The sequence below is a fragment of the Sporosarcina newyorkensis genome (assembly GCF_900167515.1).
Classification (GTDB): domain Bacteria; phylum Bacillota; class Bacilli; order Bacillales_A; family Planococcaceae; genus Sporosarcina; species Sporosarcina newyorkensis.
On record NZ_FUYJ01000007.1, the window covers coordinates 134,665 to 153,854 of the forward strand.

Consider the following 19,190-nt stretch of genomic DNA (forward strand, 5'->3'; position numbering starts at 1 on the left):
CCCCCTTATAGCCAAGTTGTTTTCTCAGCAAATGGTGTACGTTTTTTCGCAGTGATGATTTCTTCTGCCTGGTACCCTATGCAAAGCGTCCCTATTAATTGCTCTTTATCCGATGCACCGATAAACGTATGCAATGCGGTATCATGCACAAGACCAACGCCACGTGTGCGCCATACCATACCTAAACCTAGCTGTTCCGCCATTAACCACATCGACATGATAGCACCACTGACTGCAAAGGTATTATCTTTTGTCGCGCCTTCATCTCCATCCACAATGGCCGAAGTTACTACGATGATAAGCGGCGTTTTGGTGATCGCTTCCATTGAACTTTCCACTAAGTGTGGTTTTGTCGGAAAGCGTTTTTGTAAATAATCAAGTGCTACTTGTTCATAACGTTTTAAGCTGTCGCCTTGCAATACATAAAAATGCCATGGCTCCCGCAGTCGGTCATTTGGTGCATACGTAGCTGCTTCTAGTAATGTCTCGATTTTCTCTCGTTCTACTTCACGTGTTTTAAATTGGCGAATCGCACGGCGTTTCTTTAATGCTTCTAACATTGGTTACGCTCCTTTTCTTCAAACCAGGAAATTTCTTCACGAACATTCACTACATCCCCAACTAAAATCATCGATGGATTCGAAATCTGATGTGCTTGGATTTCTTGTGCAATCGTCGCGAGATTACCTGTGATTGTACGTTGGTTTTCAGTGGTTCCCCATTCAATAACCGCCACAGGGGTTGTTTCACTTTTACCGTTTTTAATTAAGCTTTTTGTAATATGATCAATGTTACCTACACTCATATAAAATGCCACCGTATCAATTTGAGCAAGTGCTGACCAATTTAAAAAGTCCTGCCCTTTTTCAGCACGGCCATGACCAGGAACAATCGCAAAGCTTGCCGCATAGTCACGATGGGTAACCGGTATCCCCGCATATGCTGGTGCAGCAATTCCTGCCGAAATGCCAGGAACAATTTCAAATGGTATATTAGCTTGTCGTAACACTGCAGCTTCCTCCGCACCTCGCCCAAAAACAAATGGATCGCCGCCTTTTAGACGAAGCACCTGCTTGCCTAAACTTGCCTGTTCTACTAACGCCCGATGAATTTCATCTTGAATCATTCCATGCTTGCCTGGCTCTTTACCACAATAAATCAGCTCAGCATCCGCTTTCGCATGTTGTAATAATTCAATATTCACTAGACGGTCATATAAAATCACGTCTGCTTGTTGAATGCACTCTAATCCTCTAATTGTCAATAATTTCGGGTCACCAGGACCAGCCCCTACAATATATACAGATCCGCTCACTGTTGTTCTCCTATCCGTTGTTGTAGCCACTCTTCACATTTTTGGTTTTCACCTTGCTCCATCCACTGCAAAAACTTTGGATCTAGTAGTTCAGCCAGTACTTGTTTTTTCTCGTCTCCGCTAAACACTTGTAAGATCTGCTGACGAGCCTCTCTTAAAAAAGACACATACGCTGCGTAGTGGCCTCCGAATTGTTCTGCCAAATCCGTCTTTACTTTACGTGTTAGACCTGGACTGGCCCCAGACGTTGATACGGTCACGACAAATTCTCCACGCCGCACGACTGCCGGGTTGATGAAATCTACACGTCCTTTTGCATCCGCCCGGCTGAGTAATTGCCAATGCTGTGTCGCTTCTTCGACTGCATTGTTTACTTCTTCGTCATTTGTAACGGCAAAAACCAATGTCGCATCATCCAAATCAGCTGATTCAAATGCTTTTTCTTTCCATGTCACAAACCCTTCACTAACATACTGTTGAACCGTCTCTGTCACCGATGGGCTAACTACGGTTATCATTGCTTTTGTTGGAAGTAAGGCTTCTATTTTTTGACGTGCTACATGTCCGCCTCCAACAATGACAACCTTTTTATAATCCACATTCATTAACAGCGGAAAATAGTTCATTGCTCTCCCTCCAAACATGCTTTCAGCCAATTTTCCACAAGTTGTGGATTTGAAGCAAAATGAAAATGTGTAAAGCCTGCTACAAGATTTTTATGTAAATAGCCTTCTTGCTGAGCGCGAAAACGACCTTTACTAAAATAAGCAGGCGTAGTATGCTCTCCCTCGTATTTCGAGTAATGGAACTCATGCCCTTTCGCCTGCTCTTCTTCACCAATCAGGAAATTCCCTGAAACACCTGTAATTTCCCTATAACCAAGTGCCGCTCGCTTATCTTGCATACGTACACGTCCTGGAATCACTCCAAGCATGGGAAACGCATTTGCCTGGCGATCCACTATTTCTTCTGTTAAGTATATATATCCGCCACATTCGGCTAGAGTCGGCAGTCCACGATTGATTGCGTTTCTTATGGATTCTTTCGCTTGCTCGTTTGCTGACAGTTGCTCTGCAAACTCTTCCGGGAAGCCACCGCCGATATACAACCCTTGCGCTTCATTTGGAACTTCTTCATTTTGTAATGGTGAAAAGAAATGAAGCTTTGCACCATGCGCACGCAATAACTCTAAATTCTCTTCATAATAGAAGTTAAAAGCTGCATCTTTAGCTACTGCAATATGAACCTCTTCTTTTTCAGGTTGAATATCAAAAATCGATGAAGACACTTCTATTCGTTGTGCTTTGGTAATTTCCATCAGTTGATCAATGTCGACAGTTTCCTCAATAGCTGTTGCCAGGCTATCAAAATAGGAATCCAGATCTCCACGTTCAATAGCCGGTACTAAACCTAAATGACGGCTCGGCATAGCTGGAACCGCATCCTTCGGCAAATAGCCGATGACAGGAATTCCACACTCTTTTTCAATCGCTGTTTTGACAATATCAAAATGACTCTTGCTACCTAATTGATTCGCAATTACGCCAACAATATTGGAGCTTTCATCCAACAGTTGGAATCCTTTAACGATCGCTGCCACACTTCTTGCCATACTTGCCGCATTAACGATTAAAATGACAGGACTTTTTGTAATCTCACTTATATCGGCAGCCGATCCTTCATTTGATAATGGGGATTTGCCATCGTAAAAGCCCATCACGCCTTCGATGATCGCTACATCCGCGCCTTGACTCGCTCTTGCGACAATGGCACGAATAACTTCATGTTCCATCATGAAACTATCAATATTTCGAGAGGGGCGTTTGGTGACAGCTGTATGGTACGTCGGGTCAATATAATCGGGACCGCATTTAAAACCTTGTACAGTTAAACCGCGCTTCATCAATGCACGCATAATGCCAATCGTGAATGTCGTTTTTCCTACACCGCTTCCTGTACCGGCCAACACAAATCGATTCATTGTCCTCGCTCCTCAAAATTAACGCGCGCAATGGAGACCGTCACATTGCCACTTTTCTTTTTCTCCAATACCAATTCTTCTGTATTTGCATAGCGTAATGCTGCCGGCTCACTCACACCATACGAACCTGTATACTTAAATACCGTTTCTGATGGATTACGGAGCGGCATTTCATTGAGCTGTTCAGGCGTGTACGTAATAAAAGGCCAATTGTGTTTGGCAGTGAGTGCAAGCAAGCCTTCTTCATCTTTCTTTAAATCGATGGTCGCTACTGCTTTAACGCTTTTCTTACTCAAACGCAACTCAGCTAAGGTTTCGTCTATGACTTGCTCGATCTCTTCGAGTGCCGTCCCGCGATTACAGCCAATACCGAGTACGATGGATTTCGGGCGGTAGATCACTCCATTTTCAAGCAGTACTTCTTCGTCGGAATCAATCAAACGGTCTGTTATAAGTAAAGTTGCATGTGGCTTCGCTTGAATTACTTCTGCTGTCGATGAATAGATTTTCAAGTTCTCTGGCATAGAACGATCATGCATCCACCAATCTTTTTCTCCCGTTTCCTGTACAATTGCGACATGCTCTTCATTGACTACTGATGCACTGACAGGCAGCAATTTTTCTTCACTATCCCACATCCATCCAAACTGAGCGCCGAATAAATCGACAGGAATGGTCTTTTGCACATCGGAAGCCGTCGTCACAACAGGTGTTGCACCGATCGCTTTTGCAAATTCATACGTCAACGCATTGGCGCCACCAATATGTCCTGATAAAACGCTTATTACATATTGACCAAGATCGTCGACAACCAATACAGCAGGGTCTGTCATTTTATCCACCATGATAGGAGCAATCATTCGTACGACCGCGCCAAGTGAAATTACACAAATAACTCCTTTATATTGCTGGAACAAAGCAGGCAATAATAAGCGTACCGTACCGTCAAATAGTTGAATTTGGCGTGCTTCTTCATCACCTCTTGCAAACTTCTTCATATAATAAAGATCTGCATATGGGAATTTTTCCGTATAGCTTCTTGCATTGGCAACCCCGTGTTTCGTAATGGCGACGAGAGCATACGGTTTACGTTTGTCAACTTCAGGAATTTCGCCTTCACGTAAATTAATCATCCGCCTTCACGCCTTTTCGGAAACCATGGGTAAATGTTTTGTCATACAGCTTGGAGCGATAGTCTTTTTCATGGATATTCGGATCCAATGCCCAGCCTGCCAAAATCATCGCATGCTTACGAATACCATTGACACGCATCGCTTCATCTAATTCAATCAATGTTGTCTGAACAATTTTTTCATCCGGCCATGTAGCACGCTGCACGACCGCTACTGGCGTATCATCTGCCCAGCCTGCCGCTTGCAATTCTTTTACTATTTTCTTTGTTAAAGTGGCACTTAAAAACATAGCGATTGTGCAATGATGACTTGCGAGCTCCTTCAATTTTTCGCGTTCAGGTACAGGCGTCCGCCCTTCCGCTCTAGTTAAAATAAGTGTTTGTGTTAAATCAGGAACCGTGAGCTCTGCACCGACTGCCGCAGCAGCTGCAAAAACGGAACTGACACCCGGCACGACTTCATAACCGATATCATGTTGCTTCAGTAACGCCACTTGTTCCATTGTTGCGCCATACATCGCCGGATCTCCTGTATGTAAACGTACAACCGTTTTACCTGCATTGACACGTTCAACAATGCAATCTACCATTTCCTGCAAATGCATCCCTGCCGTACGGATAACTTCTGCTGATTCCTTCGCTTCCTCCACTAACGTTTCGCTTACGAGTGAATCGGTGTACATGACGACATCCGCTTGTTGTAATAACTTCAAACCTTTTACTGTAATTAGATCGGGATCCCCTGGACCTGCACCGATAATCCAAATCTTTTTCATTTGCGCACCACCATACATGATAAGTAATTTAAATCCGCGCCTCGAAGTTCATCCGTATTCCAAATCACTTCTTCGTCAGAAGTAACTTTTGTGACGACATGCGTTTTCTCCAATAAGTTCAGTTCTTCCAATAAATCCAACATTTCATCTATCACTTTGGCTACTTTAATAAAGACGATGGCATCGTGACTTTCAATGACTTGACGCATCTGTTCCATATCGTCTGTCGCTGGAATCATAGCGACATGGTCATCCCCTTCAGCTAGCGGAATCCCTAAACGATTGGCAGAACCATTAAATGATGAAATACCGGCCACCGTTTCAATTGGTACTTCTGGATGCTTCGTTTTCATTAAGCCTAAAAGATGAATGAATGTACTGAACAGCATCGGATCGCCTTCGGTCACAAACGCCACATCTTTCCCTTGGACTAAATAGCCATAAATCTCTTCTGCCGCTTTTTCCCAAGCTTCACGCAAGATTGCTTCGTCTTTGGTCATAGGGAATACCAAACCGAGCATTTCTTTTTCAGCTGGGTTGATATACACATCCACAATACGATGGGCATACGATTTACTACCTCTTAATTTTTTCGGATACGCAATGACCGGGCATTCTTGTAATTTACGAAATGCCTTTACAGTAATTAATTCAGGATCCCCCGGGCCAACGCCTAGTCCATATAATTTTCCTATTGTCATTATTCTTGTCCTTTCTGTGCTGTCACTATGTAGATAGGGTTTAACGGTTCAAAACGCGTTAAATGTAAAATTGGTTTACTCTTTGAAAGTTGTGCCTGCAATATGGATACTTCACAGCCCAACGCTTTTAAATGGTTCATTGCTTCAGCTAAATTTTCTATCGTAGCGATATTCATGACAAGTCGGCCATTTGGCTGTAAGCGTGAAATACAGGTTTGCAGTAAATGCTCCATATTCCCACCGTTACCGCCAATAAAAATAGCATGGGGGTCCGGGAACTCTTCAAGACGATCAGGAGCTTTTCCTAACACGGCAACAAAGTCTGTCCGATGTTTCAATTGATTTTCCAAGCAATTTTCAAGGTCTCCCTCATTTTTTTCAATGGCATATACTGCCCCTTCACGCGCTATCTTGGAAGCTTCAATCGCAACCGATCCCGTGCAAGTTCCAATGTCCCAGACTGTACTGCTCTCTTTCAGTCTCAGTTCCTGCAGGCAAAGCGTGCGGATTTCCCGTTTGGTAATCAAGCCTTTATCCGGTTTCCGCTGCAAAAATGCATCATCAGGAATGCCAATCGAGGCACGCTCTACTGCATGGTGCTGCTTTAATATGACAACATTTAAAGAAGAGAAAGAAGTCTGCTCCATTTCGTCCAATGAAAGGAAGCGGCAACGTTCATTTTCACCTTCCAAGTTCTCAGCAACAAAGGCATCATATTCCGTCATGTTGAAACGCTTTAAATACGTTGCAATCGCTTGAGGTGAATTCGTTTCATCTGTTAACACAGCTATTTTTTTACGCCCGTCTATTTTCTGCGCAAAGCCTTTTATAGAACGACCGTGTAAGCTGACAATGTATGCATCTTGCCAACTCTCCTGCATTCTTGAAAAAGCCTGCTGGACCGAGCTGGTATATGGATAGATCTCAAGTGGTAGCTTTTTCGCAAGCACGCCTCCCAGTCCATAAAACAACGGATCGCCAGACACTAAAATTACGACATTGCGTGTTTCCTCTTGTAATTCCGCTGTTAATCCAGACAAACCACCCTTGATTACTTTCTTCTCTTTTTCGAATGAAGGGAAGAATTGAAGATGGCGTTCTCCACCTACAAGAACATCACATTCATTGATCCACTCTATATATTGAGGAAGCAATCCTGCCGCGCCATTATCCCCTATACCAATCATTTTCATCCAATTTGTCAATATTCTCAGCCTTTCCTAAACAGTCTCCATTCATGGCATATAACGACGTCGACACTTCAATTTCAGCATTCATATGATTTAGTGCATAGTAACAACAGTTTTTACTAAGCGCTTCAAAGAATGCATCGTTTCCTTGAAGTATCTCACCGACTTGTGAAGCTGTATTCGCTTCTAAAATTTCTTTTTGTACAGCTTCATCAATACCTACTCGATTTGCCATTTCCGCTAAAAACTCGAAGCTTATAGGTGCACTTTTTGAGTGAACCATCATTACGCCACGTGCCAGTTTTGAAAACTTTCCCATCATCCCGACCATAGAAACTTTAGGAATCTGCTTGCGTGCGATGTGCTTAAGCGTAAAACCGATAAAATCGCCCATCTCTATAAACGCCTCTTCTGGTAGGTCTGGATATTGCTTCAAAGCAAACTTTTCACTGCGCCCACCGGTTGTGATCACTAAGTGATCACAACCGGCTTCTTTGGCTACACTGATCGCTTGCTCAATACTTGCCATGTAAGCAGAGCTTGAAAATGGCACCACTGTTCCACGGGTTCCTAAAATCGAAATTCCCCCGATGATGCCCAGTCGTCCATTTAACGTTTTTTTAGCGATTTCTTCCCCATCCGGAACGGAAATCACTACGTCAATGCCTTGTTTTAATTGATACTCTTCATACCCTTCTTGCGCCACACCCATTATCATTTTATACGGCACCGGGTTAATGGCCGCTCGACCAACTGGGACGGGAAGCCCCGCTTTTGTTACTCGACCTACCCCAACCCCGCCATCCAAATGAATGCCTTCTTTTTTTGAATAGTAAACGGTGCTCTGGATACGCGCTTTGTGTGTGGCATCCGGGTCATCCCCAGCATCTTTGATCGTCTCACACATTACTCCGTCCTCTAATACTTCAAATGACGATACTTTGAATGTGGCGTATCGGCCAACCGGTAGATAAATGGTGACTTCTTCCGGCACTTTTCCCGTCACCAAACCTTGCAATGCCGCTTTTGTCATCGCCGTTGCACAAGAACCTGTTGTATAGCCATGACGCATTTGGGATGGATCTTTTTTAGTTCGTTTGCTTTGCGCGCTCATCTGCCATGATCGAAATGGCATTCAGTGCGGCTACCGTCACTGTACTGCCACCCTTTCTCCCCTTGTTTGTAATAAATGGAATCCCTTCGAGTACTGCTAACTCGTCCTTTGATTCTGCTGCCGAAACAAAGCCTACTGGCATTCCAATAATCAAGTCTGGTTTAGCAACGCCATCCTTAATTAAACGAATCAACTCTAGCAACGCTGTTGGCGCATTACCGATAGCATAAATTCCACCTTCATGCAGACGTGTTGCTTTTTGCATTGAAATGATCGCGCGTGTTGTTCCTTCGGCTTTCGCTTCCTTCGCGACATCCTCGTCCGCAATATAACAATGCAAGTCACTGTTATGTTTCTGGAAACGTTTGCGACCTGAACCACTCTCAATCATCTGCACGTCCACCACTACATGACGGCCTGCTAAAATTGATTCAATTCCTGCTTCAAGAGCATCCGGTGTAAAAATCATGCTGCGTCCTAATTCAAAATCTGCTGAAGCGTGGATTACTCGGCGAACAACCATCCATTGTTCATCTGTAAACGGGTGATCTCCCATTTCTTCTTTGATAATCGCGAAACTATGGTCGTAAATTTTATCTGGATCTACAGTCAGTGGCGTGAATTTTGTATTAAAGTTCATGTTTGGATTTTTCATCAATAAAACCTCCTAATAGTTGAGTAACTTTTTCGAAAGACGTACAGAAATTTTCATATTGAACCTTTGGTCGTTTAATCAGAATGACAGGGATCTCCAATTCCAGAGCCGCCGTTATTTTTTCATCGACAGAACCTACTTTACCGCTTTCTTTTGTGATCATTAACGTCACGTCATACTGCTCGCATAAAGCCTTATTGAGTGATTCGGAAAAAGGTCCTTGAATCGCAATAATGTCTTTTTGTTTAATGCCCAACTTATCGCATTTCTCCATATTCCCTACATTCGGCAGCATTCTGCAAAGCAGCCGAATTTCGTCACGCAATAAATACTTCGCAAATACTTCCAATGTCTTACTGCCTGTCGTTAACATAACTGTCCCTTTATGCGTTTGAGCAAGTTTCGCTGCGTCTTCATAACTCTCAACCTCGGTAATCAGAGGAGAAACAAACTCCTCTTTTGGCCGCTCATAGCGAATATATGGAATCCCGCATACTCTTGCTGCCTCCATTGCGGTTTTCGATGCTTCTTCTGCGTAAGGATGGCTGGCATCGACGACACAAGTCATCTCATGCTTCTGGATTAGCGCGATCATGTCCTCCACTGTTAGTCTTCCTACCCGATAGGAAAGATCATTTGCTTTTAAACTTTCAGCTGCAGATTCGGTAACGACCGTGGCGATTAAAGGATAGCCAAGACCCTGTAAATGAATGGCTAGAGCTCTAGCATCGCTAGTGCCTGCTAAAAATAAAATCATAGTTTCCTCCTAGTCCCCGCAAGGTGCTGGCTCTACTTCAATCTTGCAGCTCATATCGTAATAGTCATAATTCAAAACTTTTTTAACACGTTTGAAATACTTGAAGAAACGTTCGTTAGGATGCGCATTTTGTTCGTATTCTTCTATAATTTTTGTTACTAGCGGAATTAAATCTTCCGGTTCAATTCCCTCTGCAACTGGCTGAGCCGCATGAGCAGTACGACCAACCGGCTTCGCTCCAATAAATAAATCGAATTTTTTCTTCCGATAAACGATGCCAATATCATCGAACACCGGGCGATAACACGCCATCCCGCATCCATTGAATCCGACATGCAACTGCTTCGGAAGCTTCATCCCTTCAAACTTCGCTGCGATTTCTTCCGCGTATGGGATAGAATCCGCCTTTTCCCCATAGCAAAAATCACAAGCTTTGACTTTTAAGACTTCCCCTGCCGGCATAACAGTCAAGTTAATGTGTTCTAGCTTTTCAACAATCGCTTCAGGGTCATCTGTCGTAACCTTTACTACGAAATGATGGTTTGGAGTATATTCCAAGGTACCTTTCTCACCAACGACTTCAGCCAATACACGCATTTGTTCTGCTGTAATCAGTTTGTTGGCAACGCCTGGTGAAACGGAAAACTCAAAGATATCTTCAATCGGCTGTCTCACCAAAAAAGGGTTTTCCACTTCCTCTTTCGTCACCATAGATAGTGCTTTTAAAGCCATATCCAATGACTGAACCTTTTGTTCCGGTGCTGGTTCTGACCGTTCCACTTCTGCCTGTTTTGGCATTGGTGTGTCCTCTGGTTTCTTACTTATAATTTCTTCATGACCGGACTGCGCCTCCCCAGTTTCTTGATCAAGCGCCCATGGTTCCGCTTCCTTTTTCAAACGCTGGTGCGGTTTTAAACTTTGTTTACCTTCCCCTAATGTATACTTACGTTGATATCCTCTCGGAGTAATAATTTTATTATCATAAAAGAAAGTCGAAGAGTTACCGATAATGACAGTAGTCAACATCCCGATATCATGCTCTAGCATTTCCGCTAATGTTGTCAGGACAATATGTTGATTTTCACGATAAGCACTTTTCACTAGCCCTACAGGTGTATCAGGGGAACGATATTTCAGTAAAATCCTTTGTGCCTCTACAATTTGACGCGTCCGACGTCCACTTTTCGGATTGTATAAAGCTACTACAAAATCCGCCATACCCGCTGCTTCAATACGTTTTTCGATAACAGTCCAAGGTGTTAAATGGTCACTTAAACTGATCGTACAAGCATCATGCATGACAGGTGCGCCCAGTAAGCTCGCACATGAATTGATCGCCGAAATACCTGGCACAATTTCCACTTCAATTCCTTCTGCTTCAGTCCAACCTTTTTCAATCAGCACTTCATAAACTAATCCAGCCATACCGTATGCACCTGAATCACCGCTCGAGATCACTGAAACAATACCGCCAGTCTCCGCTTTCTTAACAGCATCTTGTGCACGTGACACTTCTTCAGTCATGCCTGTACTAACAATGGACTTCGCTGTTACTAAATGCTTAATCAACTCTACGTACGTTTTATAACCAATAATATAATTACTTTCTTGCAGCGCCTCTAATGCTCGTCCTGTTATATGTTCAGTAGCTCCGGGACCGAATCCAACGACGAAAATTTTTCCCTTTTTCATGGTTTCCCTCCAAATAAAAAATGCCTACACTCCTTTTCAAAGGAATGTAGGCATGTGAAAGTATAATAGAAATCATACTGAAACATAAAACAATTAATTTTATTGTCCCGCCTATACTTCTCCCTCCGAAAAGTATGTGTCGTTTAAATAAGCAGGTTTCCTGACTCAAGCTTCATTTTACTCTTACACCTTCCCGATTTCTCAGTGGTATTGTAATTTCATCAGCTTTACAGTAGCGGGGGCTGTACTAGACTTTCACTAGTTTCCCTTTTACCTCACTATGTGAGCACTTATTTAAATTAGTTTATTTAATTTTCATAAATATAACATACAATCTCTAAATCTACAAACTTCCTTTAGATTTATTTATGAATCCATAAACTAGATTCTGGAAACGCTTTGGATAATTGTAATTTCTATTCCTATACAAAACTTATCATGAGCGCAATCATGAGCAAGGTAGATACGTACAGGATAACTTTGTTATATTTTAGAATCATCCCATCAAAGTCAAGCATATTTATACATTTCGTAAACTATTCACACTCTTTAATTACAAGGTTGTGAACTTTTCGGATAGGCATTAAGTTGTAGTGTAAACTGTTCATTGGAGGTGGTTATTATGAAGGAAAATAAAGCAATCCTAATACCAGAGAACCCCATTTCACAGTTTTTATTCAACGATTCTCGCTCCGGACTTATTTGGTTAGTCATTCGGGTTTATGTCGGATTTGCTTGGTTGAAGGCCGGCTGGGGAAAAGCAATGAGCGATGCATGGACCGGTGAAAATGCAGGTGTCGCCATCCATGGATTTGTAAGCGGCGCTCTTGAAAAATCGACTGAAGGCGGAGATGTGACCAACTGGTATGCATCATTTCTGGAAAATGTCGTCTTGCCGAACGCCAAGGTATTCGGTTTCATAGTTGCTTATGGGGAGATGCTTGTTGGTCTCGGTTTGATCTTAGGATTGTTGACAGGAATTGCTGCTTTCTTCGGTGCGTTCATGAATGTCAGTTTTCTGTTTGCAGGTACTCTTAGCACAAACCCCCTATTGTTCATTCTCGCAACTTGGATCGTACTCGCATGGAAAGTAGCAGGCTGGTATGGCCTCGACCGTTGGGCATTGCCGATGCTAGGTACGCCTTGGGTGAAGAATGACAAGTTATGAAGGTAGACGTCGAAAATGAAAAAATCTCTTCCTGAAAACTCGGGAAGAGATCGTAAAAATTGAAGTGAACCCAATATTAACGTTTTGAGAAATATACAAATAAATTCCAAGCATATTGTATACATCAATATCCATTTATACCGACATTTCAGGAATTTTTAAATGGATTAAGATGTATGTAAATGGATTGTAATTCACATTACTTGAACCACTTTGCACCACAACAATAAGTAGATGCTAGTTGAATACTACAAAAACTACTTTCCTAATCCTTAGATAAATGGTCAAGTATAAATTATTTATTACCTTTTGCACGGTTGTGAATTTTGCATAACATCTGGCAATTTTTAACGTCAGTTGCTCCGCCTTTACTCCATGCAGTAACATGGTCGGCGTCCATTTCTTTTAATGTCCAAATTTTATTTTTATTTGAATCATGACCTATCGCACACAGCGGACAATTTGAATTGCCTTTTTTCTTCGCTTTTGTAGTCTGTTGCGAATACACACTTTTTTTGGTAGCCTCGTCAAAAATTCTTACTTCAAGCAACTTTGTATCTAAGGAACCGCCAAGAATATACTCAAAAATTCCTTTGCGTTTTTTAATATATGGATCTCCGTATAGTTTTCGCACTTCTTCAGAAACCTTTTTTGGACTATACGATTTACTATGATATTGTTCGTAAAGTCTACCCCATTCTAATCCCTTCATTTCATCCTCAACATCTATAAATATGTTGGAAACCCAATCAAGAACCGTATTGAAGTAAGTTTTTAATTCATCAATATTATTGTCATAACGATGCCGAGTCATATATTCGCTAATATTCCCTTTACTCACCCACTCAAGAGCACGTTCTAAAAAATCCTGTCGATGGGCATTTCCTTTTATATAGGCACTCCATTTTTGAATATTTGAATTTCGGCTATTGCTAAATTCTGCTTTACAAAGAGTAACAAAAGGACCTGAATATACAGCATTGAGTAATTCCTGATCATTAAGAGGAACACCAACAATATTTATTGTTTTAAACCATTCTTTTATCTTACTTTCCGTTCCTTCACACTCGTAGATTAGAAGTTTTGTTCTTAATATCTGTTCTTTTTTATCTAATGCCAAACCGTCAAAAATTTGCTCCATACCATTCTCGTCTTTTATTGCAAATTTATTTGTAATGAAGCGACCAATACTTGTGATGCGTTGTTGTCCATCTAGGACTTCAAAATTATCCTCGCTGACTTTATTAAAGTATATTAAACCAATAGGGTACCCTTTTAATATTGACTCAATAACAGCAACTTCCCTTTTACCATCTTCGGAAGCATAAATATAATTCCTTTGGTATTCTGGTTGTATAACAAGCTTCCCTGAAAGTCCAAACAAGCCTCGCCCTTCAAGCTCATTATAAACAAAGCCTTCACATATATTCTCGACTGTAATATCTGTTCTTAATATAGTTTTCATTTAGTCAGCCTTCTTTTTAATCAGAATTCTTTTATAAACGTACTTTCCATTAACTTTCCCATTCCATGTATTTCCATCATAATCTAGGGAATAGTTGTAACCTCCCACAATTTCGAACTGTTCCGGGTTATATTTATCTAAAAAAGTGATAGGTACTCCCATCACACCGTCATAATCACTGGGTATAGCATCAGTATAAGGAACCTCTATCGCGTCATAGTTATCGTACTTTTCATATTCTTTCCCTCTAACATTCTTATGGGAACTAAACTTAATATTATCACTCATGGTCATTAGTGGTAATTCCTGGTGTCTCTTTCCATGATCTAAATTTGTAAGCCATAAACAATTATTGGTGGAAACGATTCTATTTCCCTCCTCATCTATTCGAGCTTCTGTTCCATATAGCTCGTATGAATCGGGAACAATAAAACCTGATATCCATCTACCCATTCCAGTTCCTAACCAAATTTTGTTTTCCTTAATTAAAGGGAATACTTCTTTATACGAAATAGCATTTATATTTCCTATTATCAAGAATTCTTTATTATAGTCAACGAGTTGTTGTACATACTCCCGGAACAGACTAAATGGTGGATTAGTAACTATGATATCGGATTGCCTTAATAAAGCTATGGACTCTTCACTACGAAAATCACCATCGCCTTCTAGTGGCATCCATTCATTTTGCTTATTTTTTTTGAGCTGCAATGCCACATCTTTCAAGTTAAATTCGTTGTCTCCATCTATGTCGCCTACTTCATTAATAATAAATCTGTTGGCAGTTACCTTAGGGAGGTGATCATATAATTCTGTAAGACTTTCATCGTCGCTAAACAATTCCAATTGTGTATTGGCGACAGGAGAAGGTTTGTAACTGGTAGTAATAAGCTTTTTCAAGCCAATTCTTTTAAAGTTTAAAACAAAATAACGAAAAAAGTTACTCTCATATGGGTCATCGCAGTTACAATATACAACTTTATTCCTGAATACATCAGGATTATATTCTAGATACGCTTCAACTTCTTTTTGAATATCACTATACAATGTATAAAATTCATCGCTTTTTGATTTTTTCGCCTTGTGCAAGTATTTGTTCGTTGCCTTTCTTGTCATTTTTTCTCCCTCACTTTTTATACTCGTCATTAGCTTGTATTATATACTTACTTGCCACTTCTTTTGATATCATTTAATAATTCTAGTATTTCTTCTAATTGTTGATTAATATTTAGTGTTAATTTAATGTGGTACTCTTCTTTTTTGCTTAACATTGCTGAGGATTCTGAAATGTCGCTTTTAATAAATCCTGCAAGATTGTTTAACATATTGGCGTTCTCTTCAACTCCTCGGTACATACCAATATAATACTCTTTAGAGTCTTCTAATTTTTTATTTTGATGTATTAAAAACTTATTTTGTCCAATTATAGCATTGTATTTTTGTATTATAGTTTCACCGACAATTCTGGTCAGCTCATCAACAGCACTATAGATATGCTTATTGTCTAAGTAGTTGTTCATAACTTCTTTAAATTCGACTTCGATATCATCTTTCCAGTCATTACTTATAAAGTAGTCAATTGGTTCCTCCTCAACCCGCACGTAGGTATTGCTAATTGCGAATGATCTTAGAGCTTCTACAAATGCACGATTATATAGTTTTCTAGGTCTTCCTTTACCCTCTAACTTTTCATCTTTAATTTGCGGCTTACCAATTTGAGCAAATTCTTTATTTAGATCGACTCGATTTGCCTCTCTACGAAAAGAAGACTCTGTTATCTTATTTCCATCGAGCGCCAATTCTTCAATAGCTTCTTCCATTGAAAACCATTGATTCTTTAAATCCTCTATTTGACTTGACTCTCCTTTCCAAAAGTTCATTTAAAATCACCTCACATAATTAATACCCTACATATATCAACGTTGTTAGCATTTAACTTCATTTTTCCCGAAAAATCACTAGTTTTATAATTGAGTTAGAAAGTTTTTAAGCAATTACTTTCTCAAGTATACCAGAAAGGAGGAGAAGCCTCATGAGTTTTGCAGGTTATCACTTAGGGTCGGCGAAATGGTCATACCCTGCAATAGTAAGTATCGGTCACTTCCTAGAGGATTTCTCATCAGAACTAACGATAGAAAACCTCAATGAAAACTTAGAAACCCTAAAAAGTTACAGAGATAGACTTGGCGACGACAAAATCACACTCATCTTTAAAAACTGTGAACTAGCAGTTAAAGGAATTGACGAAGTCGTCAACACAATCTATGGACTCGAATACGCTCTCGATCAGTTACAAAAAATCAGTCAAAAGAAAAAATAAAAGAAAGAGGTTATGAAATATGCCGATCGCAAACGCATGGGTATTCACTGAAACTAAGTTCAAAGCAGAAGAATTTCTAAAAAATACTGGAAATATGTATCGTCTGGTATCCCAACGCCCTTATATCAGCAAAAAAGACCCAGATGAAAAAGGCATTACGTTAACTCTGTCAATCACCAAAGATGAGACTGAATACGGTATTGATAAAAAAACAGGTATGAAACGAGACAACAATATCCTGAATACCTTTGATGTTACCGTCTTAAATGGTAAAGAGCGTATTGAAGTTAGCAAAGGCGAGTATGTACGATTGATCGACTTCATTAATGAAAAGTCTTTTGTGATCGGGTTTGACTTGATTCTTCGCTTTAAAAATGTGGAGAAAATCAATGTTAAGCCAAAGTAAGTTACGAACTAAAAGGCAGCAAAATGCAATCTTGCTTTACAGTTCTTTGCTAATGCTTACTGTCGTAGCTTATTCCCTGAATCTAATCGACTCCCAACTCATGTTGGGAGTCGATCAATTAAAAGACATGAGTACTTTAATCACTAGATTGGTAGCTGTAGTTGTATTGTTTCAAGCGGTTGTTTGGTTGTACCGTAATAAAGCATATAGGGGTTTAAAGTATGCTTTTAATCACTATGTAAACGTACTAAGACTAAGAAGAGCATTCTTGGATGCTAACTACTTCAATAAAAGACTTTACCTCAATACAGAAATAGCCGAGTTACCAAAAATCAACATAGAATTCAAGACCAATTTTTCAAATGCAATTTTGTCCATTGAAAACATAAATATTAACAAAGACATTGGCGATGTGAGTATCTCTTTTGCGCTAAAGAATTTCATTGTGGACAGAGCATATTTATCTAAAAATGAAAATTTCTTTGTTTTCGAAATTTATGACAGCACTATAGATCAGCAACTTAAATTTAACGACCTTCAAGCAATTAGAAGTTATTCCTTACAATTAGACGACTACACATTAGTCATCGATAAATCTACAAATATTTCATTGTACGGTACTTTGCTTGTTGGTCAAACTGGATCAGGCAAAACATATGCACTGTACTCGCTAATTCTTCAAATGTTAACTAAAAACGTGAAGTATAATATTTACTTCGCTGATCCCAAAAACTCAAGTCTCGCTGTGCTCGGTGAAAGAATTTCAGCTGAATGTACTGCCACAAGTATGGAAGATATCATCACCTTACTACAAAGTTTCAATAAAAGTATGGAAGATAGAAAAACTGAACTTAAAAATAAATTGAACACAAAGTTAGAAGCTACCTATGCTGATTTTCAATACGAACCGTATATATTTATTTTTGATGAATTTGCTAGCTTCCAAACCGTATTACAGACGATGGAAAAAAAGAAACGTGATGAAGTTATGAAGCTAATGTCTCAGGTCGTTCTACAAGGAAGACAGTTAGGTTTTTTCCTATGGATTGTAATGCAGAAGTCAGATGCCACTTTATTGCCGACTAATTTACGTGAAAATCTTCCCGTTAAGTTCGTTCTTGGCAATGCGGAAAATCAAACCTATACAACTGCATTTGGTACTGGAGTAGATATCCCATCAAGAGATTTCAACTTGGGTCAGGGTGTCTTCACTTGTCCGATTGTAGCTAACACACCGAAAATATGTCACTTCAGTTATTTAGATTTTGACATTTTAGAAGCTGTGACCTTTTTAAAAAAGGAGCGAGGGGTTGTGTAACAACCCCCGCTCCTCCTCACAAAAAAATCACGTCTATGCTTGATATGGCAAGGTTTCGTGACTTGAAAGGAGTGATGACCTTTGCTAGATGTTCAAGTCGATGAGTTTACTCTAGTCTTACAATCAACGACAAAGCCCAGTCATGTAGAAGGTTGGGAGAGTATAGCGATCAACATTATTAATGAGTTTGTCACCCTATCTGAATTAGAAACCGTACTAGGTAATTTAAAAGAAACGACATACTCTTTACCGCAAGGTTATTCGATTGGTTTTGTATGTGACAATGCTCCATATTACTTAGCAATTGCTTATCATCCTGATTTTATACAAATGGGCATTTGCATAAAGTTTTCAGCACACGCTTGGATGCAATATAGAAAGAGCTATGAATCACTATATACCTCAACTATGCAGTTGCACCAGTTCGTCAATAACGTAAACAAAAGTTCATTATACACCTCTCGTCTTTCAAGAATCGACATTGCAATCGATTTTATAAATGAAAAATTAAATGTGAATACAATTTATAATCAGCTTTCAAAAAAGAATCAGATTGTTAAAACTGCCGCTGGAAGAAAAAACAATTCCGTATTGTCTGCAATAACTAAAGACAATATCACCTCTACTTTTTATCTAGGCTCTAAAGCAAAAAATATAAAAGCTTTATTAAGGGTCTATGATAAAAAGAAAGAGCAGGTAGAAACTATGGGCGTCCGATACGATGAAGCAATTCATTATGACGACTGGGTACGCTTTGAAGCTGTCTATAAAGGGCCCTACGCACATGACTTATCAGATAGAATACAGGACATCACTAATGATACAGAGCTTAAAGACTTATTAGTTTCAGCCTTAACCGATCGTTACCAGTTCTACTATAGTAAATCACAGAAGTTAACGACCTATACAAAAAAGATGCTTGATTTGTTAAAGCAGAGATCATTTATGTTCAGCTCACCTTCTCCCCGTACGAATTTATTAGAGCAGTCTCAGAAGCACATTTTAAATGGGTCTGGTTTGTTTCCCTACCTATTTAAAGTTTGGCGTATCTGGGGAGATGAAGGATTAAAGAAATGTATGAATTTTCTATATGACGAATTTGAAAATTACGAACCAAATGATGACGTTATAGCATGGCTAAACAAATATACTGTCCTGTACCAAATGCAAGGCTGTCCGTTTAAGTAAACTTCATAAAAG

At 40.0% G+C, this 19,190-nt stretch carries 20 protein-coding genes and 1 riboswitch; of the genes, 5 read left to right on the plus strand and 15 right to left on the minus strand.

Annotated elements, in window-relative coordinates; all coding sequences use genetic code 11:
• Nucleotides 1–5: 5 nt before the first annotated feature.
• Genes B5D59_RS13660 through cobJ form a run of 12 tightly spaced genes read right to left on the minus strand, consistent with a single transcriptional unit; the run spans nt 6 to nt 11,313 of the window.
• Nucleotides 6–560, minus strand: coding sequence for a nitroreductase family protein (locus tag B5D59_RS13660; RefSeq protein ID WP_078818339.1), 555 nt, complete (start codon nt 558–560; stop codon nt 6–8).
• Nucleotides 554–1,315 carry a uroporphyrinogen-III C-methyltransferase gene (gene cobA, locus B5D59_RS13665; RefSeq protein WP_078818340.1) on the minus strand — a complete coding sequence of 254 codons (762 nt, stop codon included), beginning with the start codon at nt 1,313–1,315 and terminating at the stop codon, nt 554–556. The genes B5D59_RS13660 and cobA overlap by 7 nt, the downstream gene beginning before the upstream one ends.
• Nucleotides 1,312–1,941 (minus strand): precorrin-2 dehydrogenase/sirohydrochlorin ferrochelatase family protein, encoded by a 630-nt coding sequence (locus B5D59_RS13670; protein WP_078818341.1) that lies wholly within the window; start codon nt 1,939–1,941, stop codon nt 1,312–1,314. The genes cobA and B5D59_RS13670 overlap by 4 nt, the downstream gene beginning before the upstream one ends.
• Nucleotides 1,938–3,296 (minus strand): cobyrinic acid a,c-diamide synthase CobB, encoded by a 1,359-nt coding sequence (locus tag B5D59_RS13675; protein ID WP_078818342.1) that lies wholly within the window; start codon nt 3,294–3,296, stop codon nt 1,938–1,940. The genes B5D59_RS13670 and B5D59_RS13675 overlap by 4 nt, the downstream gene beginning before the upstream one ends.
• Nucleotides 3,293–4,429 (minus strand): cobalt-precorrin 5A hydrolase, encoded by a 1,137-nt coding sequence (locus tag B5D59_RS13680; RefSeq protein WP_078818343.1) that lies wholly within the window; start codon nt 4,427–4,429, stop codon nt 3,293–3,295. Before B5D59_RS13680 ends, B5D59_RS13675 begins: the two co-directional genes overlap by 4 nt.
• Complete coding sequence (gene cobM / locus B5D59_RS13685) at nt 4,422–5,204, minus strand: precorrin-4 C(11)-methyltransferase (RefSeq protein ID WP_040760191.1); 783 nt, start codon at nt 5,202–5,204, stop codon at nt 4,422–4,424. Before cobM ends, B5D59_RS13680 begins: the two co-directional genes overlap by 8 nt.
• Nucleotides 5,201–5,905 (minus strand): precorrin-2 C(20)-methyltransferase, encoded by a 705-nt coding sequence (gene cobI / locus B5D59_RS13690; protein ID WP_078818344.1) that lies wholly within the window; start codon nt 5,903–5,905, stop codon nt 5,201–5,203. Before cobI ends, cobM begins: the two co-directional genes overlap by 4 nt.
• Complete coding sequence (gene cbiE, locus B5D59_RS13695) at nt 5,905–7,098, minus strand: precorrin-6y C5,15-methyltransferase (decarboxylating) subunit CbiE (RefSeq protein ID WP_078818375.1); 1,194 nt, start codon at nt 7,096–7,098, stop codon at nt 5,905–5,907. The genes cobI and cbiE overlap by 1 nt, the downstream gene beginning before the upstream one ends.
• Nucleotides 7,073–8,167, minus strand: a complete 1,095-nt coding sequence (locus B5D59_RS13700) for a cobalt-precorrin-5B (C(1))-methyltransferase (protein ID WP_425441358.1) — start codon at nt 8,165–8,167, stop codon at nt 7,073–7,075. The genes cbiE and B5D59_RS13700 overlap by 26 nt, the downstream gene beginning before the upstream one ends.
• 16 nt (nt 8,168–8,183) lie before the next feature.
• Nucleotides 8,184–8,849, minus strand: coding sequence for a precorrin-8X methylmutase (locus tag B5D59_RS13705; RefSeq protein WP_078818376.1), 666 nt, complete (start codon nt 8,847–8,849; stop codon nt 8,184–8,186).
• Entirely contained in the window at nt 8,839–9,621 is a 783-nt protein-coding gene (cobK, locus tag B5D59_RS13710; protein WP_078818345.1) for a precorrin-6A reductase, read from the minus strand. The genes B5D59_RS13705 and cobK overlap by 11 nt, the downstream gene beginning before the upstream one ends.
• A gap of 9 nt (nt 9,622–9,630) precedes the next feature.
• The gene (cobJ, locus tag B5D59_RS13715; protein ID WP_078818346.1) at nt 9,631–11,313 is read right to left on the minus strand and encodes a precorrin-3B C(17)-methyltransferase; all 1,683 of its coding nucleotides are present in this window, start codon (nt 11,311–11,313) and stop codon (nt 9,631–9,633) included.
• Between the two features lie 133 nt (nt 11,314–11,446).
• A riboswitch (cobalamin riboswitch) is annotated at nt 11,447–11,622 on the minus strand.
• Between the two features lie 313 nt (nt 11,623–11,935).
• Here cobJ and B5D59_RS13720 point away from each other — a divergent pair.
• Nucleotides 11,936–12,481, plus strand: coding sequence for a DoxX family membrane protein (locus B5D59_RS13720; RefSeq protein WP_078818347.1), 546 nt, complete (start codon nt 11,936–11,938; stop codon nt 12,479–12,481).
• 295 nt (nt 12,482–12,776) lie between these two features.
• On the opposite strand, the gene B5D59_RS13725 is transcribed toward B5D59_RS13720, so the two are convergent.
• Genes B5D59_RS13725 through B5D59_RS13735 form a run of 3 tightly spaced genes read right to left on the minus strand, consistent with a single transcriptional unit; the run spans nt 12,777 to nt 15,826 of the window.
• The gene (locus tag B5D59_RS13725; RefSeq protein ID WP_078818348.1) at nt 12,777–13,946 is read right to left on the minus strand and encodes an HNH endonuclease family protein; all 1,170 of its coding nucleotides are present in this window, start codon (nt 13,944–13,946) and stop codon (nt 12,777–12,779) included.
• Nucleotides 13,947–15,062: an adenine-specific methyltransferase EcoRI family protein gene (locus B5D59_RS13730; protein ID WP_078818349.1), complete on the minus strand. Its 1,116-nt coding sequence runs from the start codon at nt 15,060–15,062 to the stop codon at nt 13,947–13,949.
• A 47-nt stretch (nt 15,063–15,109) separates the two neighbouring features.
• Nucleotides 15,110–15,826, minus strand: a complete 717-nt coding sequence (locus B5D59_RS13735; RefSeq protein WP_078818350.1) for a hypothetical protein — start codon at nt 15,824–15,826, stop codon at nt 15,110–15,112.
• A 152-nt stretch (nt 15,827–15,978) separates the two neighbouring features.
• Between B5D59_RS13735 and B5D59_RS13740 the strand changes: the two genes are divergently transcribed.
• The 4 genes from B5D59_RS13740 (at nt 15,979) to B5D59_RS13755 (ending at nt 19,178) form a co-directional block, all read left to right on the plus strand.
• Entirely contained in the window at nt 15,979–16,266 is a 288-nt protein-coding gene (locus B5D59_RS13740) for a hypothetical protein (RefSeq protein WP_078818351.1), read from the plus strand.
• A 19-nt stretch (nt 16,267–16,285) separates the two neighbouring features.
• Nucleotides 16,286–16,672, plus strand: coding sequence for a hypothetical protein (locus B5D59_RS13745; RefSeq protein WP_078818352.1), 387 nt, complete (start codon nt 16,286–16,288; stop codon nt 16,670–16,672).
• Nucleotides 16,656–17,990, plus strand: coding sequence for an FtsK/SpoIIIE domain-containing protein (locus B5D59_RS13750; protein ID WP_217698593.1), 1,335 nt, complete (start codon nt 16,656–16,658; stop codon nt 17,988–17,990). Before B5D59_RS13745 ends, B5D59_RS13750 begins: the two co-directional genes overlap by 17 nt.
• 81 nt (nt 17,991–18,071) lie before the next feature.
• Nucleotides 18,072–19,178 (plus strand): replication initiation factor domain-containing protein, encoded by a 1,107-nt coding sequence (locus B5D59_RS13755; RefSeq protein WP_078818353.1) that lies wholly within the window; start codon nt 18,072–18,074, stop codon nt 19,176–19,178.
• The last annotated feature ends 12 nt before the right edge of the window (nt 19,179–19,190 follow it).

Coding starts and splice junctions, on each gene's coding strand:
- B5D59_RS13660 (WP_078818339.1), bottom strand. CDS start 560: ATGTTAGAAGCATTAAAGAAACGCCGTGCGATTCGCCAATTTAAAACA.
- B5D59_RS13670 (WP_078818341.1), bottom strand. CDS start 1,941: ATGAACTATTTTCCGCTGTTAATGAATGTGGATTATAAAAAGGTTGTC.
- B5D59_RS13675 (WP_078818342.1), bottom strand. CDS start 3,296: ATGAATCGATTTGTGTTGGCCGGTACAGGAAGCGGTGTAGGAAAAACG.
- B5D59_RS13680 (WP_078818343.1), bottom strand. CDS start 4,429: ATGATTAATTTACGTGAAGGCGAAATTCCTGAAGTTGACAAACGTAAA.
- cobM (WP_040760191.1), bottom strand. CDS start 5,204: ATGAAAAAGATTTGGATTATCGGTGCAGGTCCAGGGGATCCCGATCTA.
- cobI (WP_078818344.1), bottom strand. CDS start 5,905: ATGACAATAGGAAAATTATATGGACTAGGCGTTGGCCCGGGGGATCCT.
- cbiE (WP_078818375.1), bottom strand. CDS start 7,098: ATGAAAATGATTGGTATAGGGGATAATGGCGCGGCAGGATTGCTTCCT.
- B5D59_RS13700 (WP_425441358.1), bottom strand. CDS start 8,167: ATGCGTCATGGCTATACAACAGGTTCTTGTGCAACGGCGATGACAAAA.
- B5D59_RS13705 (WP_078818376.1), bottom strand. CDS start 8,849: ATGAACTTTAATACAAAATTCACGCCACTGACTGTAGATCCAGATAAA.
- cobK (WP_078818345.1), bottom strand. CDS start 9,621: ATGATTTTATTTTTAGCAGGCACTAGCGATGCTAGAGCTCTAGCCATT.
- cobJ (WP_078818346.1), bottom strand. CDS start 11,313: ATGAAAAAGGGAAAAATTTTCGTCGTTGGATTCGGTCCCGGAGCTACT.
- B5D59_RS13720 (WP_078818347.1), top strand. CDS start 11,936: ATGAAGGAAAATAAAGCAATCCTAATACCAGAGAACCCCATTTCACAG.
- B5D59_RS13725 (WP_078818348.1), bottom strand. CDS start 13,946: ATGAAAACTATATTAAGAACAGATATTACAGTCGAGAATATATGTGAA.
- B5D59_RS13730 (WP_078818349.1), bottom strand. CDS start 15,062: ATGACAAGAAAGGCAACGAACAAATACTTGCACAAGGCGAAAAAATCA.
- B5D59_RS13735 (WP_078818350.1), bottom strand. CDS start 15,826: ATGAACTTTTGGAAAGGAGAGTCAAGTCAAATAGAGGATTTAAAGAAT.
- B5D59_RS13740 (WP_078818351.1), top strand. CDS start 15,979: ATGAGTTTTGCAGGTTATCACTTAGGGTCGGCGAAATGGTCATACCCT.
- B5D59_RS13745 (WP_078818352.1), top strand. CDS start 16,286: ATGCCGATCGCAAACGCATGGGTATTCACTGAAACTAAGTTCAAAGCA.
- B5D59_RS13750 (WP_217698593.1), top strand. CDS start 16,656: ATGTTAAGCCAAAGTAAGTTACGAACTAAAAGGCAGCAAAATGCAATC.